Here is a 25,817-nt window from a genome sequence, read left to right on the forward strand (position 1 = left end):
GCCAGAGCCCTGCACCATGAGACTGACCACCAAAGGCCGCTTCGCGGTCACTGCGATGATCGACCTGGCCATGCGCCAGGACCAGGGACCGGTCACGCTCGCCGGCATCAGCCAGCGGCAGAAAATCTCGCTGTCGTACCTGGAGCAGCTGTTCGGCAAGCTGCGCCGGCATGAGATCGTCGAAAGCGTGCGCGGCCCGGGCGGCGGCTACAGCCTGGCGCGCAAGGCCGAGGACGTCACCGTGGCGGACATCATCATCGCCGTGGACGAGCCCCTGGATGCCACCCAGTGCGGCGGCAAGGGCAATTGTAACGGAGATGACGGCTCGGGGCGTTGCATGACCCACGAACTGTGGGCCACGCTGAACCAGAAGATGGTCGAGTACCTCGACTCGGTTTCCCTCAAGAACCTGGTGGACCAGCAGCGCGAGCGCCAGCCCGCCGTGCTGCACGACATGCGCGAAGACGCCGCGCAGCCGGTCGCCGCCGCCGCGCGCGGCAAGGCCGACAAGCAGGAAAAACCGGTCCGGGCCAGAATGGTGAATTCAGTTTTCAGCCTGGCGCAGTCCTGAGCGCGCCGGCAAGACAGCAACACAGCGATCAGCGGTCCCTTACAAGGCAGTCATAACGATGAGCACCCCACATTTCCCCATCTACATGGATTACTCGGCGACCACGCCGGTGGACCCGCGCGTGGCGGACAAGATGATTCCGTACCTGCGCGAGCAGTTCGGCAATCCCGCCTCGCGCAGCCATGCGTACGGCTGGGAAGCGGAGCGCGCGGTGGAAGAGGCGCGCGAGCAGGTGGCCGCACTGGTCGGCGCCGACCCGCGTGAAATCGTGTGGACCTCGGGGGCGACCGAATCGGACAACCTTGCGATCAAGGGCGCCGCGAATTTCTATTCGGGCAAGGGCAAGCACATCATCACCGTGAAGACCGAGCACAAGGCCGTGCTCGACACCACGCGCGAGCTGGAGCGCCAGGGCTTTGAAGTGACCTACCTGGACGTGAAGGACGACGGCCTGCTCGACATGGACGTGTTCAGGCAGGCGCTGCGCCCGGACACCATCCTGGTGTCGGTGATGCTGGTCAACAACGAGATCGGCGTGATCCAGGACGTCGAGCAGATCGGCGAGATCTGCCGGGAGAAGGGCATCATCTTCCACTGCGACGCCGCGCAGGCGACCGGCAAGGTGGTGATCGACCTGAACAAGCTGAAGTGCGACCTGATGTCGTTCTCGGCCCACAAGACTTACGGCCCGAAGGGCATCGGCGCGCTGTACGTGCGCCGCAAGCCGCGCGTGCGCATCGAGGCGCAGATGCACGGCGGCGGCCATGAGCGCGGCATGCGCTCGGGCACGCTGGCTCCGCACCAGATCGTCGGCATGGGCGAAGCCTTCCGCATCGCCCGCGAAGAGATGGCCACGGAAAACGAACGCATCCGCATGCTGCGCGACCGCCTGTGGAACGGCCTGTCGGACATGGAAGAGGTCTACCTGAACGGTGACCTGGAACACCGCGTGCCGCACAACCTGAACGTCAGCTTCAACTTCGTCGAAGGCGAGTCGCTGATCATGGCGATCAAGGACGTGGCGGTGTCGTCGGGCTCGGCCTGCACCTCGGCCTCGCTGGAGCCGTCGTACGTGCTGCGCGCACTGGGCCGCAACGACGAACTGGCGCACAGCTCGATCCGCTTCACGGTCGGCCGCTTCACCACCGAGCAGGAGATCGACTACACCGTCGAGCTGCTCAAGAGCAAGATCGGCAAGCTGCGCGACCTGTCGCCGCTGTGGGAAATGTTCAAGGACGGCGTCGACCTGAATTCGATCCAGTGGGCCGCGCACTGAGCGCATTGGGTACCCGCAGGATCCCGCGAAAATAACAGCAAGACCCCCGTAAAAGATACGCAAGAGGTAAGCCAAATGTCATACAGCACGAAGGTTCTCGATCACTATGAAAACCCCCGCAACGTCGGTTCGTTCGACAAGAACGACGATGCGGTCGGCACCGGCATGGTCGGCGCCCCGGCTTGCGGCGACGTGATGAAGCTGCAGATCAAGGTCAACGAGGCGGGCGTGATCGAAGACGCCAAGTTCAAGACCTACGGCTGCGGCTCGGCCATCGCTTCGTCGTCGCTGGTGACCGAGTGGGTCAAGGGCAAGACCGTGGACCAGGCGCTGGAGATCAAGAACACCCAGATCGCCGAGGAACTGGCGCTGCCGCCGGTGAAGATCCACTGCTCGATCCTGGCCGAAGACGCGATCAAGGCCGCCGTCGAAGACTACAAGAAGAAGCACGGCGCCGAGCAGAAGGCCGCCTGATCTGTCGCACCGACCACGGCACCGACGAAGGAACGCAACGATGATCACCATGACCGAGAAGGCCGCCACCCATGTGGCGCGCTACCTGGAACGCCGCGGCAAGGGCGTGGGCCTGCGCCTGGGCGTGAAGACCACCGGCTGCTCGGGCCTGGCCTACAAGCTGGAATACGTCGACGAACTGCTGCCGGAAGACCAGGTGTTCGAATCGCACGGCATCAAGGTCATCGTCGACGCCAAGAGCCTGCCGTATATCGACGGCACCGAACTCGACTACGCGCGCGAAGGGTTGAACGAAGGCTTTCGCTTCAACAACCCCAACGTCAAGGACGAGTGCGGCTGCGGCGAGTCGTTCACGGTCTGACGCGCGCTCACGCAGGCAGGGCCGGTGGAGCGCAGCATCGTCGGCTTCCGCCGGGACGAGGAAGGCCACTGGGTGGCCGAGCTCGACTGCGGCCATGGCCAGCATGTGCGGCACGATCCGCCGTGGCAGTCGCGGCCGTGGACGCAAACCGAGGCGGGCCGCGCCGCCATGATCGGCACGCGGGTCAATTGCCTGAAGTGCGACCGCAACGAGCCGCCGGCCGAGTGGGCCAGCCAGCCCGCGCGGTAGCACTGGCAGCACGGACGAAGGGCGGCGCGGCCGCTCTTTTTTCTTGGGGAAGCAGTTGAAAGACGATTTTTTTGCGCTGTTCGGCCTGCCGGTGCAGTACGGCGTCGACGAGGTCGCGCTGGACGCGGCGTACCGGACCGTACAGTCGCAGGCGCACCCGGACCGCTTTGCCAAGGCCGGCGATGCCGAGCGCCGCGTGGCGATGCAGTGGGCCGCGCATGCCAACGAAGCCTACCGCACGCTGCGCCAGCCGCTGCGGCGCGCGACCTACCTGCTCAAGCTGCGCGGCGTCGACGTGCAGGCGGAGAACAACACCGCCATGTCGCCCGCGTTCCTGATGCAGCAGATGGAATGGCGCGAGGCGCTGCAGGACGCGGTGCAAGCGCGCGACGTGGACCGCCTTGACGCGCTGCTGCGCGAGCTGCGCCAGGAAAAGCGCGAGCGCCACGCGGCGCTGGGCGCGCTGCTCGATGCCGGCGACAACGACGCAGCCGGCGGCGCGGTGCGGCAACTGATGTTTATCGAGAAGATCGAGCACGATACCAGCGAGGCCATCGACCGGCTGGAAGACTGACCGGCAAGATCGCCGGGGCCATGACACAATGGCGCCCGGCCTGAAAACCGCACGCATGCCGCCCCGCATGGCGGTTTCCCCTGCCGTACAAGACAGCGAAGAATTACCATGGCACTGCTCCAGATTTCCGAACCCGGCATGTCGCCGGCGCCCCACCAACGCCGCCTCGCCGTCGGCATCGACCTCGGCACCACCAACTCGCTGGTGGCCGCGGTACGCAGCAGCATTCCCGAAGTGCTGGCCGACGAGCGCGGCCGCGCGCTGCTCCCCTCGGTGGTGCGCTACCTGCCGGACCGTACCGCGCATATCGGCTACCGGGCCCAGGAAGAAGCGGTGCGCGACCCCAAGAACACCATCGTCTCGGTCAAGCGCTTCATGGGCCGCGGCCTGCGCGACGTCGCCAATATCGAGCACAGCCCGTATGACTTCGTCGATGCGCCCGGCATGGTGCAGATCAAGACCGCGGCCGGCGTGAAGAGCCCGGTGGAGATCTCGGCCGAGATCCTGGCCACGCTGCGCCAGCGCGCCGAAGACAGCCTCGGCGACGACCTGGTCGGTGCCGTGATCACGGTGCCGGCGTATTTCGACGAGGCCCAGCGCCAGGCCACCAAGGACGCGGCGCGCCTGGCCGGCCTGGAAGTGCTGCGCCTGCTCAACGAGCCCACCGCCGCGGCCATTGCCTACGGCCTCGACAACGCCGCCGAAGGCATCTACGCGGTGTACGACCTGGGCGGCGGCACCTTCGATATCTCGGTGCTCAAGCTGACCCAGGGCGTGTTCGAAGTGCTGGCCACCGGCGGCGATTCGGCGCTGGGCGGCGATGACTTCGACCAGCGCCTGCTGTGCTGGATCGTCGAGCAGGCCAGCCTGCAGCCGCTGTCGGCGCAGGACATGCGCCTGCTGATGGTGCGTGCGCGCGCCGCCAAGGAAGCGCTGTCGGAAGCGGACAGCACGGTGATCGACGCGGTGCTGGAGTCCGGCGAGATCGTGCACCTGACGCTGACCGGCGAGACCTTCGAGGAGATCACCGCCCACCTGGTGCAGAAGACCCTGGCGCCGGTGCGCAAGGCGCTGCGCGATGCCGGCGTGACGCCCGCGGACGTCAAGGGCGTGGTGCTGGTCGGCGGCGCCACGCGCATGCCGTCGATCCGCAAGGCGGTGGGCGATTTCTTCGGCCAGAACCCGCTCACCAACCTCGATCCGGACCGCGTGGTGGCGCTGGGCGCGGCGATGCAGGCCAACCTGCTGGCCGGCAACCATGCCCCGGGCGAAGACTGGCTGCTGCTCGACGTGATCCCGCTGTCGCTGGGCGTCGAAACCATGGGCGGCCTGGTCGAGAAGATCATCCCGCGCAACAGCACCATTCCGGTGGCGCGCGCGCAGGAATTCACCACCTTCAAGGACGGCCAGACCGCGATGGCGATCCACGTGCTGCAGGGCGAGCGCGAACTGGCCAGCGACTGCCGCTCGCTGGCGCGCTTCGAGCTGCGCGGCATCCCGCCGATGGTGGCGGGCGCGGCGCGGATCCGCGTGACCTACCAGGTGGATGCCGACGGGCTGCTGTCGGTGACGGCGCGCGAAACGCATTCGGGCGTGGAAGCCTCGGTGGCGGTCAAGCCGTCGTACGGGCTGGCCGACGACGATATCGCCCGCATGCTGCAGGACAGCTTCCGCGAAGCGGAGCACGACATGAAGAGCCGCGCCCTGGCCGAAGAGCGCGTGGAAGCGGACCGCCTGGTCGAGGCCACGCAGCGCGCGCTGGAAACCGACGGCGACCTGCTGTCCGCCGACGAGCGCGCGGCGGTGGAAGCGCTGATGGCAACGGTGCGCGAAATCGCCGCCGGCGAAGACCATCTCGCCATCCGCGCCGCGGTGGAGCAGCTCTCTCACGGCACCGACGAATTTGCGGCGCGCCGCATGGACCGCTCGATCAAAAGCGCACTGGCGGGGCGCAAGGTGCAGGAGCTGGGCTGATCACCACATCCGCACCGCACTACAGAACCCAGGAAACGACATGCCACAGATCATTGTTTTGCCCCACGTCGAATACTGCCCGGAAGGGAAGGTGATCGAGACCGAGAAGGGCGTCAGCGTGCTCGACTCGCTGCTCGCCAACGGCATCGATCTCGAGCACGCGTGCGAGAAGTCCTGCGCCTGCACCACCTGTCACGTGATCGTGCGCGAGGGCTTCGACTCGCTCAACGAGGCCGAGGAGAAGGAAGAGGATCTGCTCGACAAGGCCTGGGGCCTGGAGCCGAATTCGCGCCTGTCGTGCCAGGCCATCGTCGACGAGGACGACCTGACCGTCGAGATTCCCAAGTACACCATCAACCACGCCAAGGAAGGCCACTGAGCGGCCGGCACAGACCTCAGCGGAGAACAAGCCCATGAAGTGGACCGATACCTACGCCATCGCCGAAGCGCTGTACGACAAGTTCCCGGATGTCGATCCGGCCGGGGTGCGCTTTACCGACCTGCGCCGCTGGGTGCTGGAGCTCGACGGCTTTGCCGACGATCCCGCGCGCTCGGGCGAAAAGATCCTGGAGGCGATCCAGCAAGCGTGGATCGAGGAAGCGGAATAAATTCCTGACGTCAGGAATAAGCAAAAGGCCGGCTTGATGCCGGCCTTTTGCTTTGGTGCGTGGCGACGCGATCTGCTCGACCGCTTGGTTGCTCCCTCTCCCGCACGCGGGAGAGGGGGAGCACACCGCCGGTACCACAAGGCGCTAGGGTAGCAACAGCTCCGATCAGTCTTCCCGCCGCAGGTGCGGGAACAGGATCACGTCGCGGATATTCGGGCTGTCCGTCAGCAGCATCACCAGCCGGTCGATGCCGATGCCGCAGCCGCCCGTGGGCGGCATGCCGTATTCCAGCGCGCGGATATAGTCGGCGTCGAAGTACATCGCTTCCTCGTCGCCGGCGTCCTTCTGCTCGACCTGCTTGCGGAAGCGGTCGGCCTGGTCCTCGGCATCATTCAGCTCCGAGAAGCCGTTGGCGATCTCGCGGCCGGTGATGAACAGCTCGAAGCGCTCGGTGATGCCCGGTACCATGTCCGAGGCGCGCGCCAGCGGGGAGACCTCGACCGGATAGTCGACGATAAAGGTCGGCTCCCACAGCTGGCTTTCGGCGGTTTCCTCGAACAGCACCAGTTGCAGTGTGCCCAGTCCGGCGTTGAGGAACTGCGGCGCATTGGTGTTGACGCCGAACTTCTTCAGCTCGGTGCGCAGGAACTCGGCATCGGCCAGCTGCGCGTCGGTGTACTGCGGCGCGAACTTCTGGATCGCCTGGCAGATGGTCAGGCGGTGGAACGGCTTCGACAGGTCGAGCTCGCGCTCCTGGTAGGTCAGCACGGCGCTGCCGCGCGCGTCGATCGCGGCCTTGCGGATCAGGTCCTCGGTGAAGTCCATCAGCCAGCGGTAGTCGGTGTACGCCGCGTAGAACTCCATCATGGTGAACTCGGGGTTGTGGCGCGGGCTCACCCCCTCGTTGCGGAAGTTGCGGTTGATCTCGAACACGCGCTCGAAGCCGCCGACGATCAGGCGCTTCAGGTACAGCTCAGGCGCGATGCGCAGGAACATCTGCATGTCCAGCGCGTTGTGGTGCGTGATGAAGGGCTTGGCCGCGGCGCCGCCCGGGATCGGGTGCAGCATCGGCGTTTCCACCTCCATGAAGCCGGCATCGGCCATATGGCGGCGCAGCGACGAGATCGCGTCGGTGCGCGCGCGGAAGGTGTTGCGCGTCTCCGGCGACACGATCAGGTCGACATAGCGCTGGCGGTACTTCATTTCCTGGTCGGCCAGGCCGTGGAACTTGTCCGGCAGCGGGCGCAGCGACTTGGACAGCAGGCGCAGCTCGCGCACCTGCACCGACAGCTCGCCCTTGTTGGTGCGGAACAGTTCGCCGCGGGCGCTGATGATGTCGCCCAGGTCCCAGTGCTTGAAGGCGGCGTAGACCTCTTCGCCGACCTTGTCGCGGGTGATGTAGAACTGGATCTGGCCGCTGCCGTCCTGCACCGTGGCGAAGCTGGCCTTGCCCATCACGCGCTTGAGCATCATGCGGCCGGCGATGGCGACCTCGACCGGGCTGGCTTCGAGCGCGGCCTGGTCGGTCTCGCCATATTGCGCATGCAGCGCGGCGGCCTGGTGGGTGGGGCGGAAATCGTTGGGGAAGGCCACGCCTTGCTGGCGCAGCGCCGCCAGTTTTTCGCGCCGCTCCGCAATGATCTTGTTTTCGTCGACGGCGGGCGTGTCGGCGGCGGCCTTGTTCTGCGCCTGGGCCTGGGCGCGGTTCGGTTCGGTCATGATGTCGTGTCGGTCGCGCGCCGGATGGCGTGCGGGTTCAGTATGGCTTCAGTAGTTGCGGAGATCGTCCAGCTCGGTGCTGCCGAAATCCGGGCGGTGCAGGTAGGCGACGATGCGGCCGGCGGTTTCCTCGGCTGAGGCGAGCTGCTGGTTGGCCTTGAGCTCGCGGAAGCGCTGCACCTGGGCAAAATCGGCATCGCGGATGGTGGCCTGCATGCCGGTATCGATCACGCCCGGCGCCAGCGCCACCGCGCGCACGGTGCGCGGCGCCCCGGCCTGGGCGTACTCGGCGTTGACCGAGCGCATGAACATGTCGAGCCCCGCCTTGCCGGCGCAGTAAGCGCTCCAGCCTTCGATCGGGCGCCGTGCCGCGCCGGAGGAGATCGCCAGCACCTTGCGCGGGCAGCCGAACTTCTCGGTGCGCTCCAGGAACGCCGCGGTCATGGTCATCGGCGCGGCCAGGTTGGTCAGCAGGTGCGGCACCAGCGTCTTTTCCTGCAGCGCCGCGACCGGCCCGATCGGCTCGACCACGCCGGCGTTCAGGATCAGCGTGGCGCTGGTCGGCGGCAGGTCGAGCGTGTCGAGCACGCTGGCCAGCCAGGTCGCCGCGGGGCCGGCCTGCGCCAGGTCCTGCAGGTGCCAGGCCACCGGCACGCCGCTGAGCGTGGCGATGCGTTCCAGTTCGGTGTTGCGGCTGCGCGCAACGCAGATCAGGCGGTTGCCCGGCACCAGCAGGGCGTTGGTCAGTGCCGCGCCCAGCCCGCGCGAGGCGCCGGTGATGATGTACAGGTGATTGGCTTCGCTCATGGTGCCCCGGTCGGAAAGGCCGTCGTGCCGGCATGGCGCGGGCGGCGGTACAGCGATGGATGGGTTGCTGTGCCGCCGCCGGCCGGCGGCGGGTACGGTCTCAGAGTCCCTGCTTGAGGCTGGCCTCGATGAACGGGTCCAGGTCGCCGTCCAGCACCTTCTGGGTGTTGGACATCTCCACGTTGGTGCGCAGGTCCTTGATGCGGCTCTGGTCCAGCACGTAGGAGCGGATCTGGTGGCCCCAGCCCACGTCGGTCTTGCCGGCCTCGAGCTTGTCGGCCTCGGCCTGGCGCTTGCGCATCTCGTGCTCGTACAGGCGCGACTTCAGCATCGACATGGCTTCGGCGCGGTTGCGGTGCTGCGAGCGGTCGTTCTGGCACTGCACCACGATCCCGGTCGGAATGTGCGTGATGCGCACGGCCGAATCGGTCTTGTTGATGTGCTGGCCGCCCGCGCCCGACGCGCGGTAGGTATCCACGCGCAAGTCCGCCGGGTTGATCTCGACCTCGAACGAATCGTCCACCTCGGGATAGACGAACACCGACGAGAACGAGGTATGGCGCCCGCCCGACGAATCGAACGGCGACTTGCGCACCAGGCGGTGCACGCCGGTTTCGGTGCGCAGGTAGCCAAAGGCGTATTCGCCCTCGATCTTGATGGTCGCGCTCTTGATGCCGGCCACGTCGCCTTCGGACTCTTCCAGCACCTCGGCCTTGAAGCCCTTGCGCTCGCAGTACTTCAGGTACTGGCGCAGCAGCATCGAGGCCCAGTCGCACGCTTCGGTGCCGCCGGCGCCGGCCTGGATGTCGATAAAGGCGTTGGCCTGGTCCATCTCGCCGGCGAACATGCGGCGGAATTCCATGTCCGCCACCACCGCCTCGAAGCCCTTGACGTCGGTCTCGATCGACTCGAGGGTGTCGTCGTCGCCTTCTTCCCGGGCGAGCTCGAACAGCTCTTCGGCACCGACGAGGTCATCGGTGAGCTTGCCCAGGACGCCGACCACGCCCTCGAGCATCTTCTTTTCCTTGCCTAGGTCCTGGGCCCGCTTGGGGTTGTTCCAGACGTCGGGGTCTTCCAGCAGGCCGTTGACTTCGTCCAGCCTTCCTACTTTGACATCGTAGTCAAAGATACCCCCGTAGATCTTCCGTCCGGGAACGGAGATCGGAGATGGCACCGGAGATGGCGTTGAGGCGTTCTGCTTCCATGATGTTCCTGCGCTTCGAAAACCTCGAATTATAGCGGATCGGCACGGCAGATCGGGGCTTCGCGGGCGCAGCGGCGCGGCCGCGAACCGAACGGAACTGCGCCGGCGCGGTCTATCCCGCGGTGCCGGCCGGCGCACGCGGCGATAATACGGGTCGCAAGCCGCCCCCGGCACAGACCAAGAACAGGGACGCATGACGAAAACCAGACATGACATCGAGCCAGGCCGGCGCCGCGCGCTGGGCCTGCTGCTGGCGGCCGCGACGGCGGCGCTCACGGCCGCCTGCGGCACCACGGGCGGGCCCGTGCCGGACGGCTACTACCGCGTCGAGCGCGGCGACACGCTGTATTCGATCGCGCGCAAGCACCGCCGCAGCGTGCGCGACCTGAGCCGCTGGAACAGCGACATCACCAGCCCGGGCCAGATCGAGGTGGGGCAATTGATCCGGGTGCGGCCGCCCGGCGCCGCGGCCAGTGGCGCCACGGCGTCGAGCGGCACCGGCCAGGCCGTGACCGATACGCCGCGGGTCGACGGCGCCGCGGCATCGCGGCCGCCGGCCAGCAGCATCAGCCTGCAATGGCCGGCCGACGGCCGCGTCACGGCCGGCTTTGCGCCGCCCGCCAGCAAGGGCCTGAGCATCGCCGTGCCGGCCAACGGCACGGTGCGCGCCGCCGCCGCCGGCCGCGCCATCCATGTCGGCAACCTGCGCGGCTATGGGATGCTGGTGATCGTCAAGCACAACGACGACTGGCTCACCGTCTATGGCAACCTCGACCAGCCGCTGGTCAGCGAGGGCGCGCAGGTGTCGGCGGGGCAGGACGTGGGCCGCATGGGCGCGAGCCCGAGCGAGCTGCACTTCGAGGTGCGCGGCAACGGCAAGCCGGTGAATCCGGCCAGCTACCTGCCGTCGCGCGGCTGAGCGGGGCGCGCCGCGCCCCCGGGCACGCTACTGCGCGTGCTCGATCACCAGTTGCACGCGGGTAACGCCGTTGAAGGTGTTGTTGTCGAGCCGGTAGGCCACCTGCGCGCTGGCGCCGAGCGAGTCGGCATGGTTGAACCAGATCGCGTCGAAGCGCTGGCTGCCGCGCCCCAGCTGCAGCTTGAGGTGCTTGCCCTTGAGCACGCTCTGGCGCAGCACCTCGAATTCGCCGCAGAAGGTCGGCGCCGGAAAGCCCTGGCCCCACACCTGCTGCTCCAGCAGGGTGACGAACTCCGGGCTGAAGCACTGGTCCTCGATATCGCCGTCGGTCTCGATCACGCGTGCCAGCTGGTCGTCGGTCAGCCACTCGCGCCCGACCGCCTCGAACGCTTCCTGGAATTCGGCAAAGCGCTCGGCGCGCACGGTCAGCCCCGCCGCCATGGCGTGGCCGCCGAACTTGAGGAGCATGCCGGGATGGCGCTTGGACACCAGGTCGAGCGCATCGCGCAGGTGGAAGCCCGGGATCGAGCGGCCCGAGCCCTTGACCGTGGTCTCGTCGCCCGGCGCGAAGGTGATGGTGGGGCGGTGGAACCTGTCCTTCAGCCGCGACGCCACGATGCCGATCACGCCCTGGTGCCAGGTATCGTTGAACACGCTCACGGTATAGCGCGCCGACGCGTCGGCGCCGGCGAGCCCGGCCATGGGCTGCTCCAGGATGCGCAGCGCCTCCTGCTGCATGCCGGCCTCGATGTCGCGCCGCTCGCGGTTCATGCTGTCCAGCTCCTGGGCGATTTCCCAGGCGCGGCTGGCATCGTCGGTGAGCAGGCATTCGATGCCCAGCGACATGTCGGCCAGCCGGCCGGCCGCGTTCAGCCGCGGCCCGAGGCCGAAGCCCAGGTCGAAGGTATTGGCGCGCGCGGCCTCGCGGCCGGCGGCGCGGAACAGCGCGGCCACGCCGGGCTGCATGCGGCCGGCGCGCATGCGGCGCAGGCCCTGCGCCACCAGGATGCGGTTGTTGGTGTCCAGCTTGACCACGTCGGCCACGGTGCCCAGCGCCACCAGGTCCAGCAGGGTCTGCAGCGGCGGCTGGGTCTGCTGGGTGTACACGCCGCGCCGGCGCAGCTCGGCGCGCAGCGCCAGCAGCACGTAGAACATCACGCCCACGCCTGCCAGGTTCTTGCTGGGGAATTCGCAGCCCGGCTGGTTCGGGTTGACGATCACCGCGGCCTGCGGCAGTTCCGAGCCCGGCAGGTGGTGGTCGGTCACCACCACGTCGATGCCCAGCGCATTGGCCGCAGCGACGCCGTCGACGCTGGCGATGCCATTGTCGACCGTGACGATCACGTCCGGATTCTGCCTGGCCGCCAGCGCGACGATCTCCGGGGTCAGGCCGTAGCCGTACTCGAAGCGGTTGGGCACGATGTACTCGACCCGCGCGCCCAGCATGCGCAGCCCGCGCACGCCCACCGCGCAGGCGGTGGCGCCGTCGCAGTCATAGTCGGCGACGATCAGCAGGCGCTTGCCGGCGGCGATGGCGTCGGCCAGGTAGGCCGCGGCGTGGCCGATGCCCTTCATGGCCGCGGGCGGCACCAGTTCGGGCAGATCGGTGGCCAGTTCGGTGGTGCGGGCCACGCCGCGCGCGGCCAGGATGCGCGCCAGCGTCGGGTGCAGGCCGGTGGCCGCCAGCGCGCTGGCGTGTTCAGGGGAATATTGGCGGATGGCGATCCGGGTCATGGGCGGGGCGGCAGTGGGGTGTCGGGGGCGATAACTTCAGGCGGCGAGGGCGAGGTCGGACAGCAGCGCGCGCCAGTCGCCGCGCTGCCCCATGCCGCGCCAGAACTTGCGCAGGTCGGCGCGCCGCACGGTGAACTCGGCAAAGTGGTTCTCGCCGCCCAGCACCAGCGTGATGGCGCCGATATTGCCGGCCGCCAGCGCTTCCAGCGCCGGGCCGAACCAGTCGGCATCGAGCGCGTGCATGCGGTCCAGCCACAGCCCCCAGTCTTCGGCGATATGCGCCTCGGTGGCGCTGTCGAGCATGGCCAGCACCGAGCCCTCGAGCGCGGCCGCGCCGGCCAGCCCTGCCGGCGCCGGCAGCACGCGGCTGCCGGCGGCCAGCGCCAGGCCGCTCAGGAACGGGTCGTTGCTCAGCACCGTGCCGGCCAGTTGCGGCACCGGCTGCAGCGCGCCGCCGCCGTACAGCCAGACCGAATTGACCGGCACCTCGCCGGCGGCCTCGCGCGCCTGGTTGACGCGGTGGTCGAACCACGTCATCTGGATTTCGTTCTGCAGCCGGCGCCAGTCGCGCGCGCGCGCGCCGGCCTGCATCCAGATGTCGATATTGCGGCCCGCCGCGCGCAGCGGCGTGGTCGCCTCGAGCGGGCCGAACACGGCTTCGGGCAGGTACCAGCGCTGCGGGCAGGGCGTCTCCAGCGCGATGCCGGACTCCTGCAGCAGCGCGTCGATGGCCTCGCGCAGCGCGCTCGCTTCCTGCTGGCGCAGGCCGAGCTGGCCCGGCGGCATCAGCACCAGGTGATCGCGCGCGGCATGGATGTGCACCGGCTGCAGGCAGGCCCAGGACTGGCCGTCGGCGGCGCTGCCCGCGGGAGTGCCGGCGGCCGCGCCGCCGCTGTCGGCCAGCCGCATATAGGGCGCCAGCGGCACCCGCACCGTGTCCAGTCCGGCCTTGCCGGCCAGCCAGCGTTCCTGCGGCAGGCTGCGCAGGAAAGGTTCGTCGTGCCGCTCGCGCGGGCCGGGGGCGGCCCGGGTCAGCAACTTTCCGAGCGCCGGCAGCTCCAATTGCCGCAGCAGCGCGCCGGGGACGACGTCGTCGCGGCCGTCGTCGCCGGCGCCGGGCGGGACGGAAAAGGGCACAATCAGGGTCAGGTGCGTCATCATGGTGGCGAGATTGTAAACTCCCGGCTGGCTCGCGCCAGTCCCGGACGCTGCCGCGGCGTGACCGTGGCGCCGCCCTCCCTTGGCGAGCGTGCCGCCGGCGGCGCCCCGAAGGGCACTGGCGCTATCCCGAAACAACAGGAATCCTCTTGAAATTTCCCTACGAGTGGCAGATCGGCTGGCGATACACCCGCGCAAGCAAGCGCGCCAGCCGCAACACCTTCATTTCGTTTATCTCGATGATCTCGATGCTGGGCATCGCACTGGGCGTGGCCGCGCTGATCGTGGTGCTGTCGGTGATGAACGGGTTCCAGAAGGAAGTGCGCGACCGCATGCTGTCGGTGCTGGCGCATATCGAGGTGATCGGCCCGTCGGCGCTGCCGGACTGGCAGAAGACCGCGGCCGAGGCGCTGCAGAACAAGGAAGTGGTCGGCGCCGCGCCCTACGTGGCGGCGCAGGCCATGCTGACCCGCGACGATGCCGTGCGCGGCGTGCTGCTGCGCGGCGTGGAGCCGTCGCAGGAACCCAAAGTGTCCGAGATCGGCAGCCAGTTCCGCGCCGGCAGCATGGCGGCGCTGGTGCCGGGCAGCTTCGGCATCGCGCTGGGCAACGAGCTGGCCAATGCCATGGGCGTCCAGGTCGGCGACAAGGTCACGCTGCTGGCGCCGCAGGGCACCATCACGCCGGCGGGCGTGCTGCCGCGGCTCAAGCAGTTCACCGTGGTGGGCGTGTTTTCGTCCGGCCACTTCGAGTTCGACAGCGCGCTGGCGCTGGTCAACCTGCAGGACGCCGAGACCCTGTTCCGCCTGAGCGGCCCCACCGGGGTGCGCCTGAAGCTGCAGGACATGCAGCGCGCGCCGCTGGTGGCGCAGGAACTGGCCGGCACCATGTCCGGCGAGCTTTACCTGCGCGACTGGTCGAAGCAGAACCGCAACTGGTTTGCCGCGGTGCAGACCGAGAAGCGCATGATGTTCATCATCCTGACCCTGATCATCGCGGTGGCCGCGTTCAACCTGGTGTCGACGCTGGTGATGACCGTCACCGACAAGCAGGCCGATATCGCCATCCTGCGCACCATGGGCGCGCAGCCGGGCTCGATCATGAAGATCTTCATTGTGCAGGGCGTGGCCATCGGCTTTATCGGCACGCTGCTGGGGGTGGCCGGCGGCACGCTGATCGCCACCAATATCGACGTGATCGTGCCCTTCATCGAGCGGCTGCTGCACGTGCAGTTCCTGCCGCGCGACATCTATTTCATCAGCCAACTGCCTTCCGATCCCCGCGTGAACGATATCGCCACCATCGGCATCATCTCTTTCGTGCTGGCCACGCTGGCCACGCTCTATCCCAGCTGGCGCGCCGCCCGCGTCAACCCGGCGGAGGCGCTGCGCTATGAGTGAAGCCGTGCTGCAAGCCGATACCTCCACATCCGCGCCGGGCCTGCCGCGCACCGGTGCGCCGGTGCTGGTGGCCGAGGGCCTGACCAAGCGCTTCCGCCAGGGCGAGCTCGACGTCGACGTGCTGCGTGGCGTCGACGTGCGCGTCAATGCCGGCGAAAAGGTGGCCATCGTGGGCGCCTCGGGTTCGGGCAAGAGCACGCTGCTGCATGTGCTGGGCGGGCTCGACGAGCCCGATTCCGGCCGCGTCGCGCTGCTCGGCAAGCCCTTCACGGCGCTGCGCGAGCGCGAGCGCAACGTGGTGCGCAACCGCTCGCTGGGCTTTGTCTACCAGTTCCACCACCTGCTGCCGGAATTCACCGCGCTCGACAACGTGGCGATGCCGCTGCGCATCCGCGGGCTGACCCAGCATGCCGCGCGCGAGACCGCGCAGGCAATGCTGGAGCGCGTCGGGCTGGGCGGGCGCTCGCGGCACCGGCCGGGCGAGTTGTCGGGCGGCGAGCGCCAGCGCGTCGCCATCGCGCGCGCGCTGGTGGGCCAGCCGGCCTGCGTGCTGGCCGACGAGCCCACCGGCAATCTCGACGACCACACCGCCGGCGGCGTCTATGACCTGATGCTGGAACTGTCGCGCACGCTCGGCACCAGCTTCGTCATCGTCACCCACGACCTCGACCTGGCCGGCCGCTGCGACCGCGTGCTGCGGCTGCGCGACGGCCACCTGCACCAGGAACGCTGAAGCGGCGCGGCCATGTGGATCGACACCCATTGCCACCTCGACGCCGGCGAGTTCGACGCGGACCGCGAGCAGGTCACCGACGCGGCCGAGGCCGCCGGCGTGCGTGGCATCGTGGTGCCGGCGGTGGCCGCGTGGAACTTCGACACCGTGCGCGCGCTGGCGCAGCGCGATGCGCGCTGCGTCTACGCACTCGGCATCCATCCGCTGTGCTCGCCCGGCGCGGGCCAGCCCGAGCTGGACACGCTGCGGCGCCAGGTGGCCGCCAGCATGGGCGACCCGCGCTTCGTCGGCATCGGCGAGATCGGGCTCGACTTCTTCGTCGCCGGGCTGGACCCCGACCACCAGACCTGGCTCTACGTCGAGCAACTGAAGCTCGCGCGCGAGTTCGACCTGCCGGTGCTGCTGCACGTGCGCAAGTCGCAGGACCAGGTCGGCGCGCAGCTGCGCAAGCTGGGCGTGAAGCGCGGCATCGCCCATGCCTTCAACGGCAGCCACGAACAGGCGCGGCGTTTCGTCGAGCAGGGCCTGAAGCTGGGCTTCGGCGGCAATCTCACCTTCAGCCGCGCGCGCCAGATCCGCCGGCTGGCGACGGAGCTGCCGCTGGAGGCGCTGGTTCTGGAAACCGATGCGCCGGACATCGCGCCGGCCTGGCTCGCGGACGACCAGTTCGGGGAACAGCACAAGGCGCGCAACACGCCGGCGGAGGTGGCGGGCGTGGCGCGCGTGATGGCGGAACTGCGCGGCATCGACTTGCAGACGCTGGCGCAGGCGACCTGGCGCAATGCCGTGGCGGCGCTGCCGCGCCTGGCGGCGTTCGCCGACACCATGGCGCCGCCACTGGCCGGCGGTCACACAACTTCCACGCCTTCTTGACAAGCTGACAAGCTTGCCGCGGCTGCGCGCGGGTACAACTCCGGGGATACAAGATCAACGGAGGAGGTGCCGTGCGTCGCTTCGTGGTGGCATTCGTGTCCGGGTGCTGGGCCCTGCAGCAGCAGTCGACGCTGCCGCAGCCGCACGGGCTGCGGCTGGCCGCCGCGCTGCTGGCCTTGAGCGCCATCGGCATGGCCCTGTGGGGCAGGCGCCTGCCTGCGATGCTGCAAGGCCTGGCGCTGGCGGCGCTGGCCTTCGCCATTGCGTTCTGCTGGGCCGCCTGGCGCGCCGAGCTGCGCCTGCACCAATGGCTGCCCGTGGCGCTGGAAGCGCGCGACCTGGACGTGCGCGGGGTGGTCTCGGGGCTGCCCACCCAAACCGCCGCCGGCACACGTTTCGCGTTCACCGTCGAGCAGTGCGCGGGGCCGGAGCTGCCGCTGCCGCGCCGGGTCATCCTCAACTGGCGCGATGCGCCGCCTGAGCTTAGCCCGGGACAACGCTTTTCGCTGACGCTGCGCCTGCGGCGCCCGCGCGGGCTCGCCAATCCGTCCGGCTTCGATTACGCCTACTGGCTGCTGGCGCAGGGCTATGGCGCGACCGGCTACGTGCGCCGCGCGCAGGGTCCGCCGCAGGAAGCCGCCCCCGAGCGGCTGGCCTGGCGCGTCGAAGCCTGGCGTGCCGCGGTGCGCGACCACCTGCGCGCCGCGCTGCCGCCCGGGGCGCGCTATGGCGCGGTGCTGGTGGCGCTGGTGATCGGCGACCAGCGCGGCATCGAGACGGAAGACTGGCAGCTGTTCCGGCGCACGGGCGTCAGCCACCTGGTCGCCATTTCGGGACTGCATATCACCATGGTGGCCGGCATGGCGGCGTCGCTTGCCGGACTGTTGTGGCGCCACTCGTTCGGCTGCGGCCGCTGCCTGCGCCGGCGGCTGCCATTGTGGCTGCCGGCCCGGCAAGCCGCGCTGGTGATGGCGGTGGCCACCGCGCTGGGCTACGGCGTGCTGGCCGGCATGCAGATCCCCGCCCTGCGCACCGTCGCCATGCTCTGCGTCGCGGCGATTGCGGTGTGGGGGGCACGCGCGCCGCCGGCGTCGATCGTGCTGGCGTGGGCGGCGCTGGTGGCGCTGCTGCTGGATCCGTGGGCGGTGATGCTGCCCGGTTTCTGGCTGTCCTTCGGTGCCGTCGCGGTGATCTTCCTTGCTGCCCGGCCGGGACGCGAGGCCGCGCTCGCAGCGCGCTGGCAACGGCTGCGGGCCACGCTTGTCGCGGGCGCGCGCACCCAATGGGCCGTGACCATCGGGCTGGTGCCGCTGACGCTGCTGCTGTTCGGCCAGGTTTCGGTGGTGTCGCCGCTTGCCAATGCGGTGGCAATCCCCGTGGTCAGCCTGCTGGTCACGCCGCTGGCGCTGCTGGGCGCCGCGTTGCCACTGTGGCTCGCGGCGCCGGTCATGGCGGTCGCCCCTTTGGCGATGGTGGTGCTGGCTGCCGTGCTGGAATGGTTCGCCATGCTGCCCTGGGCGATGTGGGAGGCCGCTGGCGCGGGGCCGGTGGCGCTGCTGCTGGCGGCGCTCGGCGCGGCCGTGCTGGTGGCGCCAGTGGCTTCGGCGCGCTTGCGCCGGCATGGCGGGCTGCTGATGCTGCCGATGCTGGTGGCGCGCGGCCCGCCGGTTGCCGACGGCCAGTTCCGCGCGGTGATGTTCGACGTCGGGCAGGGTACGGCGGTGCTGGTGCGCACGCGCTCGCACGCACTGCTGTACGACACCGGGCCGGGCTATGCCACCGGGTCCAGCGCGGGCGCGCAGGTGGTGGTGCCGCTGTTGCGCGCCGAGGGGGTGACCCGGCTCGACCACCTGATGGTCAGCCATGAAGACATCGATCATGCCGGCGGCGTGGCGGACATTGTCGGGACGGTGGCGGTCGTGGCGCGCAGCACCGGTGCGCCCGCCGGCCACCCGCTGCTGGCCAGCCGGCAGCCTCGGGCCAGCCCGGCGCAATGGCCGCCTTGCGCGGCAGGGCAGCAGTGGGAGTGGGACGGTGTGCGCTTTACCGTGCTGCATCCCCCGCCCGAGCAGTCCCAGCGGGACGCCATCCCGAGCAATGCGCGCAGTTGCGTGCTGCGCGTGGAGACGGCTGCGCACAGCCTGCTGCTGACCGGTGATATCGGACTGGTGCAGGAGCGTGACTTGATCGGGCGCCTGCCGGCCGGAGCCTTGCGCGCCGATGTGCTGGTGGTGGCGCATCACGGCAGCGGCACGTCGTCCGGCGCGGACTGGATCGAGGCGGTCGGGCCCGCGGCCGCGGTGTTCCAGCTTGGCTATGGCAACCGCTATCGCCATCCTGGCGCAGCAGTCTGGGAGCGTTTCGGCCGCGCTGGCATCCTGCGCTATCGCACCGACGAAACCGGCGCGGTGACCTTGGACACGGCGCGCGCGGGTTACACGCTGTCGATGTTCCGGCAGGCGGAGCCGCGCTACTGGCGGGAACGGCCACCGGCGCCCCGCTAAGGCGGGGCGGCGCGCGGGCGGTCAACCGGCCTTGCGGCGGCTGGGGCGCGCCGCGGGCGCTGCAGGCCTGGCAGGCGTAGCAGCGGTGGCGGGCTCGGCCGCCGCGGCGCGGCCCCGGCTCCGTGCCGGCGCCGGCTCGGCACCGGCGATGCGCCGCTCGCGCAGATGCGCCTTGGCGCGCTGCAGGCGCGGCGCGACGGTGTCCGCGCGCGCCAGCGCGACGCCGGCCGCGAGCACGTCGCCGAGCACCAGGTGGCTGATGCGCGAGGTCATCGGGGTGTAGACCTCGCTGTCCTCCTCGACGTCGGAGAACACGCAGACATCGGCCAGCCGGGCCAGCGGCGAGCCGCTGTGGGTCAGCGCCAGCACGCTGGCGCCGCTGCTGCGCGCCAGCGTGGCGGCGGTCAGCATGTCCCAGGTGCGGCCGCTGTTGGAGACCAGCACGGCCACGTCGCCCGGGGCCAGCAGCGCCGCCGACATGCTGAACACGTGCGGGTCGGCATAGGCGACGGTCGGCACGCCCAGGCGGAAGAACTTGTGCTGCAGGTCGAGCGCGACAATGCCGGAGTTGCCGCAGCCATAGAACTCGATGCGCCGCGCGCCGGCGAGCAGCCGGATGCCATGCTCGATCTGGTCGGCCGACAGGGCGTTGCGCACGCTCATCAGCGTGGCAATGGTGCGGTCGAACACCTTGCCGGCGATGTCCGCCGGGCGGTCGTCGGCGGCGACATCCTGGTGCACGAAGGGTGTGCCGCCGCCGACGTTCTGCGCGAACTGCAGCTTGAATTCGCGGAAGCCGTCGTAGCCCAGCGCCGCGCAGAAGCGTGCGATGGTGGGCTGCGACACGCCGGCGCGCTCGGCCAGTTCCGGCATCGACAGCCGGATCACGGCAGCCCCGTGGCGGGCGACATAGTCGGCCAGGCGGCGTTCTGAAGGACGAAGGGTGTCGTAGACGGCAAGGATGCGGTCGCGCATGGCGGCAGGCGGCGGTATCGGCGTGGAAAGGAAAGATGTAGAGATTCTACATCGGCTGGCGCCGCATCTTGCCCGAAATACGGCGAGGCTGGCGCTTGGGGTTTGTCCTGATTTTGGAATTTTCCGCGAGATTTTGCTGCACGGCCGGATCGACGGCGGGCGGACGCTGGGTATAATGGCGCCCGATCTGTAGAAAATCTACAGGCGACGGCGCCGTAACGGCGCCGGACCGCCATGCCTCAATCCGCCCCCAAGGACCGTCACGCCATGCCTTCCGCCGTCCATGCCGAGCTTCAGGCCGTTACCGACCGCATCGTTGCGCGCAGCCGCGCCAGCCGTGCCGCCTACCTTGCCCGCTGCGAGCGTGCGCAGGCGGAGCTGGGCCCGCTGCGCGGCATGTCGTGCGCCAACCTGGCGCACGGCTTTGCCGCGCTGCCGGCCAGCGACAAGCTGAAGCTGCGCGTCGAGCATGCGCCCAACCTTGGCATCGTCACCGCGTACAACGACATGCTGTCGGCGCACCAGCCCTATGAGCGCTATCCCGCGGTGATCCGCGAGGCCGCGCGCGCGGTCGGCGCGGTGGCGCAGGTGGCGGGCGGCGTGCCGGCGATGTGCGACGGCATCACGCAGGGCAACGCCGGCATGGAGCTGTCGCTGTTCTCGCGCGATGCGATTGCCATGGGCACCGCGGTGGCGCTGTCGCACAACACCTTCGATGCGGCGCTGATGCTGGGCGTGTGCGACAAGATCGTGCCGGGCCTGCTGATGGGCGCGCTGCAGTTCGGCCACCTGCCGATGGTGTTCGTCCCTGCGGGTCCGATGGCCAGCGGGCTGCCCAACAAGGAAAAGGCGCGCGTACGCCAGCTCTACGCCACCGGCCAGGTCGGGCGCGATGCGCTGCTGGAAGCCGAATGCCAGGCCTATCACGGCGCCGGCACCTGTACCTTCTACGGCACCGCCAACAGCAACCAGTTCCTGATGGAGATCATGGGCCTGCACCTGCCGGGCGCGGCCTTCGTCCATCCCGACAGCGGCCTGCGCGATGCGCTGACGGCCGCGGCGGCGCAGCGCGCGATCGCGCTGCGCGCGCGCGGCGACAGCTACCTGCCGCTGGCGCGCATCGTCGACGAACGCGCCATCGCCAATGCCATGGTCGGCCTGCTGGCCACCGGCGGGTCGACCAACCACACCATCCATCTGGTGGCGATGGCGCGCGCCGCCGGCATCGTCATCGACTGGAACGACTTTGACCTGCTGTCGCGCATCACGCCGCTGCTGGCGCGGGTCTATCCCAATGGCTCGGCCGATGTGAACCACTTCCATGCCGCCGGGGGCGCCGGCTTCGTGATCCGCGAGCTGCTGCAGGCCGGGCTGCTGCACCAGGACGTGCAGACCGTGGCCGGTCCGGGCCTGGCCCGTTACGCGCAGGAACCGGTGATGACGGACGGCGTGCTGCGCTGGCGCGACGGCGCCGCACAGACCGGCGACCCGCAGGTGCTGGCGACCGCCGCCGCGCCGTTCTCCGCCGAGGGCGGCCTGCGGCTGATGCAGGGCAACCTGGGCCGCGGCGTGATCAAGGTCTCGGCGGTGGCGCCTGAGCACCGCGTGGTCGAAGCCCGGGTGCGGGTGTTCGATTCGCAGGAGGCGCTGCAGGCCGCGTTCGATGCGGGCGAGCTGGGCGGCGACCTGGTCGCGGTGGTGCGTTTCCAGGGGCCGAATGCCAACGGCATGCCCGAACTGCACCGGCTGACCCCGGTGCTGGGCGCGCTGCAGGATGCCGGCCACAAGGTGGCGCTGGTGACCGACGGGCGCATGTCCGGCGCCTCCGGCAAGGTGCCGGCGGTGATCCACGTCGGCCCCGAGGCGCTGGCGGGCGGCGCGCTGGCGCGTGTGCGCGACGGCGACCGCATCCGGGTCGACGCCGTCGCCGGCACGCTGCAATGGCTCGGCGACGAGGCCGGATTCGCGGCGCGCGCGCCGGCACGCGTGCCGGCCGATCCGTTCGCGCAGTTCAGCCTGGGGCGCGGCCTGTTCGGCCTGTTCCGGCGCCACGCACGGATCGCGGAAGAGGGTGGCAGCGCACTCGACCTGTCGGAGCTGGATGCCGCAGCCGCGGGCGCCGACGGCGATACCGCCGCGTTGCGATCCGTCGCACAATAGCCGGGCCAGAGGCCGATTTTTATCGTGAAGTTTCCCGCGGGGACCACAGCGCCCCGCGACGTCCCTGGGATCGGCCGCAACCGCGTTCAGCCGGACCGACCCGGACAGGCAGGCAACCGACAAGGATGGCACCACCATCCGATACCAAGACCGACGGAGCAGACATGATCTATATCCTGATGGGCGTTTCAGGCAGCGGCAAGACCACGGTCGGCCAGTTGCTGGCGCAGCGGCTGGGCTGCGGCTTCCACGACGCCGACGACTTCCACAGCGATGCCAACAAGGCCAAGATGCACGCCGGCATCCCGCTGACCGACGAAGACCGCTGGCCCTGGCTGGCCGCGATGCGCGCGGCCATCGACACGGCCCGGGCCGAGGGCCGCACCCATGTGTTCACCTGCTCGGCGCTGCGCCAGGCCTACCGCGACCGGCTCACCCCGCCGGATGGCGGCGTGACTTTCGTGTTCATGAAAGGAGATGCGGCACTGATCGGCCAGCGCCTGTCGGCGCGCACCGAGCATTTCTTCAACCCCGAGCTGCTGCAGAGCCAGTTCGATACCCTGGAAGAACCGGGCGACGCGCTGGCGCTCGACATCCGCCAGCCACCCGAGGCGCTGGTGGACACCATCCTGCAGGCCAGCGCGCGGCAGGGCGCCGGCGGGGCGCGCTGACCAGCCGCCACCGTGCCCACGGAGGGGCATGGTCGGGGGCGGGCTTCCCTTTTTCCATGGATCGCAACCACGGCCACCGGCCACGCCGGCGGCCGTTTTTGCATGCGCTGGCAGGCATCTTGCTAGATCGGCTTCGGTGCCGGTGTGGCGGCATGAGCCGCCCGCCGGGCCACCTTGCGGCTTTCGCCGGCACGGGTATGCTGGAAGGGCCAGTGACTCGACGGCATCACCGCGGCTTGCGCCAGCCGGCGCGGCCGCGCGGCAGGGCAAGACAGCCCGGGCAACCAGGGCGGCCGACAACGGCGCGAACGCGCGCCGCAGCGCCGGCGCCCGCGACATGGAGGAGCGGCCATCATGGCGGCGCGGTATTTCGACGAGATGCTTGACTGGCGCGAGCACAATGCGCCGGCGCTGATCCACGCGGGACTGGCCTTGCCTGACGCGGCGGTCCGCCCGCACTACCGGCATTTCGCCGAATGGCTGGCGCGCCAGTCCGAAAGCACCATGGCCAACAAGCGCGCGGAGGCCGACCTGGTGTTCCGGCGCGTGGGCATCACCTTTGCCGTCTACGGCGACAAGGACGAGGCCAACAGCGGCACCGAGCGCACCATTCCGTTCGACGTGGTCCCGCGCATTTTCCCGGCGGGCGAATGGGCGCTGCTGGAAAAAGGCCTGCGCCAGCGCGTGGCCGCGCTGAACCGCTTCATCCATGACATCTACCACGGCCAGGACATCATCCGCGCCGGCGTGATCCCGCCCGACCAGATCTACAACAACGCCCAGTACCGGCCCGAGATGCTCGGCGTCAGCGTGCCGCACGACGTCTATGCGCATGTCGCCGGCATCGATGTGGTGCGTGCCGGCGAGGGCGAGTTCTACGTGCTGGAAGACAACCTGCGCGTGCCGTCGGGCGTGTCGTACATGCTCGAGAACCGCAAGATGATGATGCGCCTGTTCCCGGACCTGTTCGCGCGCAACCGCGTGGCGCCGGTGGCGCACTATCCCGACCTGCTGCTCGACATGCTGCGCGGGGTCTCGCCGCAGGCCATCGCCGATCCCACCGTGGTGGTGCTGACGCCGGGCATGTATAACTCGGCGTATTTCGAGCACGCCTTCCTGGCGCAGCAGATGGGGGTCGAGCTGGTCGAGGGCAGCGACCTCTTCGTCGAGGACAACCACCTGTTCATGCGCACCACGCAGGGCCCGCAGCGCATCGACGTGATCTACCGGCGCGTCGACGATGACTTCCTCGACCCGCTCGCGTTCCGTCCCGATTCCGCGCTCGGCGCCGCGGGGCTGCTGTCGGTCTACCGCGCCGGCAACGTGACCATCTGCAATGCCATCGGCACCGGCGTCGCCGACGACAAGTCGATCTATCCGTATGTGCCGGACATGATCCGCTTCTACCTCGGTGAAGAGGCCATCCTCAGCAACGTGCCGACCTACATGTGCCGGCGCGCCGACGACCTGCAGTACGTGCTGGACCATATGGCCGAACTGGTGGTCAAGGAAACCCACGGCGCCGGCGGCTACGGCATGCTGGTCGGCCCGGCCGCGACGCGCGCCGAGATCGATGCCTTCCGCGAGGTGGTCAGGGCCAGGCCCGAGCAGTACATCGCGCAGCCCACGCTGGCACTGTCGACCTGCCCGACCTATGTCGAGGCCGGCATCGCCCCGCGCCATATCGACCTGCGCCCGTTCGTGCTGTCGGGCAAGGAGGTGCGCATGGTGCCGGGCGGGCTGACGCGCGTGGCGCTGCGCGAGGGGTCGCTGGTGGTGAATTCCTCGCAAGGCGGCGGCACCAAGGACACCTGGGTGCTGGAACGATGAACGCGATGCCGGCCATGACGACCGCCGCCAACCCGGGAGAATCCACATGCTGAGCCGCACCGCCGACCACCTGTTCTGGATGGCCCGCTACACCGAGCGCGCGGAGAACACCGCGCGCATGCTCGACGTCAACTACCAGACCTCGCTGCTGCCGCAATCGGCCGAAGTGGCAGAGCAGGGATGGTGGGCCATGCTCGATATCTCGGAGCTGACCGAGGTCTTCGACCACAAGTACGGGCTGCTGTCGCGCGATGACGTGATCGACTTCATGGTCCGCGACATGACCAATGCCTCGTCGATCATGAGCTGCCTGCGCGCGGCGCGCGAGAACGCGCGCGCGGTGCGCGGCTCGCTGACCACCGAGGTCTGGGAAACCGTCAACACCACCTGGCTGGAGGTGCAGCGCCTGATTGCCGACGGCGTGCTGAAGGAAGACCCGGCGCGCTTCTTCGAATGGGTCAAGTTCCGCTCGCACCTGGCGCGCGGGGTGCAGTTCGGCACCATGCTCAAGGACGATGCCTTCCACTTCATGCGCCTGGGCACCTTCCTGGAGCGCGCCGACAATACCGCGCGCATCCTCGACGTCAAGTTCCAGGCGTCGTCCGGCGCGGAAGGCGCAGAGGGGGAGCAGGCCGAGGCCGACCCCGAGCAGGGCGCCCACAACGATTTCTACCACTGGGCGGCGATCCTGCGCTCGGTGTCGGGCTTCGAGGTCTACCGCAAGGTCTACCGCGCGGTCATCACGCCGCAGCGCGTGGCCGAGCTGCTGGTCCTGCGACCGGACATGCCGCGTTCGCTGGTGTCGAGCATGGACGAGGTGGTGGCGATCCTGCATACGGTGCGCAACCAGCATTCGGCGGAAACCGAGCGGCAGGCTGGTAAACTCCATGCCGACCTGAAGTACGCGCGCATCGACGATATCTTTGCCGTTGGCCTGCACGCGTACCTGACCAGCTTCCTCGAGCGCATCGGCGACCTCGGCAACGGCATCAGCCGGGACTTCCTGGTGCCGCTGCAGGCGGCCTGAGCCCGGGCCGCCGGCC

25 protein-coding genes are annotated in these 25,817 nt (G+C 69.3%); 19 read left to right on the forward strand and 6 right to left on the reverse strand.

What is annotated here, in order from left to right:
- Window positions 1-16 precede the first annotated feature (16 nt).
- The 9 genes from iscR (at window position 17) to iscX (ending at window position 6,087) form a co-directional block, all read left to right on the forward strand.
- Window positions 17-571: a Fe-S cluster assembly transcriptional regulator IscR gene (gene iscR / locus CBM2586_RS05480; RefSeq protein ID WP_011614910.1), complete on the forward strand. Its 555-nt coding sequence runs from the start codon at window positions 17-19 to the stop codon at window positions 569-571.
- A 52-nt stretch (window positions 572-623) separates the two neighbouring features.
- The gene (locus tag CBM2586_RS05485; protein ID WP_269464852.1) at window positions 624-1,847 is read left to right on the forward strand and encodes an IscS subfamily cysteine desulfurase; all 1,224 of its coding nucleotides are present in this window, start codon (window positions 624-626) and stop codon (window positions 1,845-1,847) included.
- Between the two features lie 75 nt (window positions 1,848-1,922).
- Complete coding sequence (gene iscU, locus CBM2586_RS05490) at window positions 1,923-2,321, forward strand: Fe-S cluster assembly scaffold IscU (protein WP_010809025.1); 399 nt, start codon at window positions 1,923-1,925, stop codon at window positions 2,319-2,321.
- A gap of 40 nt (window positions 2,322-2,361) precedes the next feature.
- The gene (iscA, locus tag CBM2586_RS05495) at window positions 2,362-2,682 is read left to right on the forward strand and encodes an iron-sulfur cluster assembly protein IscA (RefSeq protein ID WP_115662521.1); all 321 of its coding nucleotides are present in this window, start codon (window positions 2,362-2,364) and stop codon (window positions 2,680-2,682) included.
- Window positions 2,683-2,706: 24 nt separating this feature from the next.
- A complete protein-coding gene (locus CBM2586_RS05500; protein ID WP_115662520.1) occupies window positions 2,707-2,931 on the forward strand; it encodes a DUF3565 domain-containing protein in 225 nt (74 codons plus the stop codon).
- A 55-nt stretch (window positions 2,932-2,986) separates the two neighbouring features.
- Entirely contained in the window at window positions 2,987-3,505 is a 519-nt protein-coding gene (gene hscB, locus CBM2586_RS05505; protein WP_115686986.1) for a Fe-S protein assembly co-chaperone HscB, read from the forward strand.
- A 108-nt stretch (window positions 3,506-3,613) separates the two neighbouring features.
- On the forward strand, window positions 3,614-5,479 hold the full coding sequence (gene hscA / locus CBM2586_RS05510; protein ID WP_115686987.1) for a Fe-S protein assembly chaperone HscA: 1,866 nt from the start codon (window positions 3,614-3,616) through the stop codon (window positions 5,477-5,479).
- Between the two features lie 40 nt (window positions 5,480-5,519).
- Window positions 5,520-5,858 carry an ISC system 2Fe-2S type ferredoxin gene (gene fdx / locus CBM2586_RS05515; RefSeq protein WP_115686988.1) on the forward strand — a complete coding sequence of 113 codons (339 nt, stop codon included), beginning with the start codon at window positions 5,520-5,522 and terminating at the stop codon, window positions 5,856-5,858.
- Window positions 5,859-5,892: 34 nt separating this feature from the next.
- Window positions 5,893-6,087: a Fe-S cluster assembly protein IscX gene (gene iscX / locus CBM2586_RS05520; protein ID WP_018006908.1), complete on the forward strand. Its 195-nt coding sequence runs from the start codon at window positions 5,893-5,895 to the stop codon at window positions 6,085-6,087.
- A gap of 165 nt (window positions 6,088-6,252) precedes the next feature.
- Here iscX and lysS read toward each other — a convergent pair whose 3' ends face one another.
- The 3 genes from lysS to prfB form a co-directional block, all read right to left on the reverse strand.
- Window positions 6,253-7,806 carry a lysine--tRNA ligase gene (lysS, locus tag CBM2586_RS05525; protein WP_115662515.1) on the reverse strand — a complete coding sequence of 518 codons (1,554 nt, stop codon included), beginning with the start codon at window positions 7,804-7,806 and terminating at the stop codon, window positions 6,253-6,255.
- Window positions 7,807-7,854: 48 nt separating this feature from the next.
- The gene (locus CBM2586_RS05530; RefSeq protein WP_115662514.1) at window positions 7,855-8,613 is read right to left on the reverse strand and encodes an SDR family oxidoreductase; all 759 of its coding nucleotides are present in this window, start codon (window positions 8,611-8,613) and stop codon (window positions 7,855-7,857) included.
- 100 nt (window positions 8,614-8,713) lie between these two features.
- A protein-coding gene (prfB, locus tag CBM2586_RS05535; protein WP_115662513.1) for a peptide chain release factor 2 occupies window positions 8,714-9,818 on the reverse strand; the annotation gives its coding sequence in 2 pieces (ribosomal slippage) (window positions 8,714-9,736 and window positions 9,738-9,818; 1,104 coding nt in all).
- A 192-nt stretch (window positions 9,819-10,010) separates the two neighbouring features.
- Here prfB and CBM2586_RS05540 point away from each other — a divergent pair.
- Window positions 10,011-10,736 (forward strand): peptidoglycan DD-metalloendopeptidase family protein, encoded by a 726-nt coding sequence (locus tag CBM2586_RS05540; protein ID WP_115662512.1) that lies wholly within the window; start codon window positions 10,011-10,013, stop codon window positions 10,734-10,736.
- Window positions 10,737-10,763: 27 nt separating this feature from the next.
- On the opposite strand, the gene recJ is transcribed toward CBM2586_RS05540, so the two are convergent.
- Together recJ and CBM2586_RS05550 are read right to left on the reverse strand one after the other, a co-directional pair.
- Window positions 10,764-12,470: a single-stranded-DNA-specific exonuclease RecJ gene (recJ, locus tag CBM2586_RS05545; protein WP_115686989.1), complete on the reverse strand. Its 1,707-nt coding sequence runs from the start codon at window positions 12,468-12,470 to the stop codon at window positions 10,764-10,766.
- 36 nt (window positions 12,471-12,506) lie between these two features.
- Window positions 12,507-13,631 (reverse strand): hypothetical protein, encoded by a 1,125-nt coding sequence (locus CBM2586_RS05550; RefSeq protein ID WP_115662510.1) that lies wholly within the window; start codon window positions 13,629-13,631, stop codon window positions 12,507-12,509.
- Between the two features lie 146 nt (window positions 13,632-13,777).
- On the opposite strand from CBM2586_RS05550, the gene CBM2586_RS05555 reads away from it, so the two are divergent.
- The 4 genes from CBM2586_RS05555 (at window position 13,778) to CBM2586_RS05570 (ending at window position 19,138) form a co-directional block, all read left to right on the forward strand.
- Complete coding sequence (locus tag CBM2586_RS05555; protein WP_115662509.1) at window positions 13,778-15,028, forward strand: lipoprotein-releasing ABC transporter permease subunit; 1,251 nt, start codon at window positions 13,778-13,780, stop codon at window positions 15,026-15,028.
- Entirely contained in the window at window positions 15,021-15,761 is a 741-nt protein-coding gene (lolD, locus tag CBM2586_RS05560; RefSeq protein WP_115662508.1) for a lipoprotein-releasing ABC transporter ATP-binding protein LolD, read from the forward strand. The genes CBM2586_RS05555 and lolD overlap by 8 nt, the downstream gene beginning before the upstream one ends.
- 12 nt (window positions 15,762-15,773) lie before the next feature.
- Window positions 15,774-16,634 (forward strand): TatD family hydrolase, encoded by an 861-nt coding sequence (locus CBM2586_RS05565; RefSeq protein WP_115686990.1) that lies wholly within the window; start codon window positions 15,774-15,776, stop codon window positions 16,632-16,634.
- Window positions 16,635-16,705: 71 nt separating this feature from the next.
- Window positions 16,706-19,138: a DNA internalization-related competence protein ComEC/Rec2 gene (locus tag CBM2586_RS05570; protein WP_115686991.1), complete on the forward strand. Its 2,433-nt coding sequence runs from the start codon at window positions 16,706-16,708 to the stop codon at window positions 19,136-19,138.
- A 21-nt stretch (window positions 19,139-19,159) separates the two neighbouring features.
- On the opposite strand, the gene CBM2586_RS05575 is transcribed toward CBM2586_RS05570, so the two are convergent.
- On the reverse strand, window positions 19,160-20,113 hold the full coding sequence (locus CBM2586_RS05575; protein WP_115662505.1) for a MurR/RpiR family transcriptional regulator: 954 nt from the start codon (window positions 20,111-20,113) through the stop codon (window positions 19,160-19,162).
- On the opposite strand from CBM2586_RS05575, the gene CBM2586_RS05580 reads away from it, so the two are divergent.
- From CBM2586_RS05580 to CBM2586_RS05600, 5 genes are all read left to right on the forward strand, one after another.
- On the forward strand, window positions 20,112-20,306 hold the full coding sequence (locus CBM2586_RS05580) for a hypothetical protein (RefSeq protein WP_145987391.1): 195 nt from the start codon (window positions 20,112-20,114) through the stop codon (window positions 20,304-20,306). The genes CBM2586_RS05575 and CBM2586_RS05580 overlap by 2 nt on opposite strands.
- A gap of 74 nt (window positions 20,307-20,380) precedes the next feature.
- Window positions 20,381-22,273: a phosphogluconate dehydratase gene (edd, locus tag CBM2586_RS05585; RefSeq protein WP_115686992.1), complete on the forward strand. Its 1,893-nt coding sequence runs from the start codon at window positions 20,381-20,383 to the stop codon at window positions 22,271-22,273.
- Window positions 22,274-22,437: 164 nt separating this feature from the next.
- Window positions 22,438-22,944 (forward strand): gluconokinase, encoded by a 507-nt coding sequence (locus CBM2586_RS05590; protein WP_115686993.1) that lies wholly within the window; start codon window positions 22,438-22,440, stop codon window positions 22,942-22,944.
- A 354-nt stretch (window positions 22,945-23,298) separates the two neighbouring features.
- Window positions 23,299-24,774: a circularly permuted type 2 ATP-grasp protein gene (locus tag CBM2586_RS05595; RefSeq protein ID WP_115662502.1), complete on the forward strand. Its 1,476-nt coding sequence runs from the start codon at window positions 23,299-23,301 to the stop codon at window positions 24,772-24,774.
- 46 nt (window positions 24,775-24,820) lie between these two features.
- Entirely contained in the window at window positions 24,821-25,801 is a 981-nt protein-coding gene (locus CBM2586_RS05600; protein WP_115662501.1) for an alpha-E domain-containing protein, read from the forward strand.
- Window positions 25,802-25,817: the final 16 nt, after the last annotated feature.

The sequence above is a fragment of the Cupriavidus taiwanensis genome, from assembly GCF_900250115.1.
In the GTDB taxonomy this organism is placed as follows: Bacteria; Pseudomonadota; Gammaproteobacteria; order Burkholderiales; family Burkholderiaceae; genus Cupriavidus; species Cupriavidus taiwanensis_B.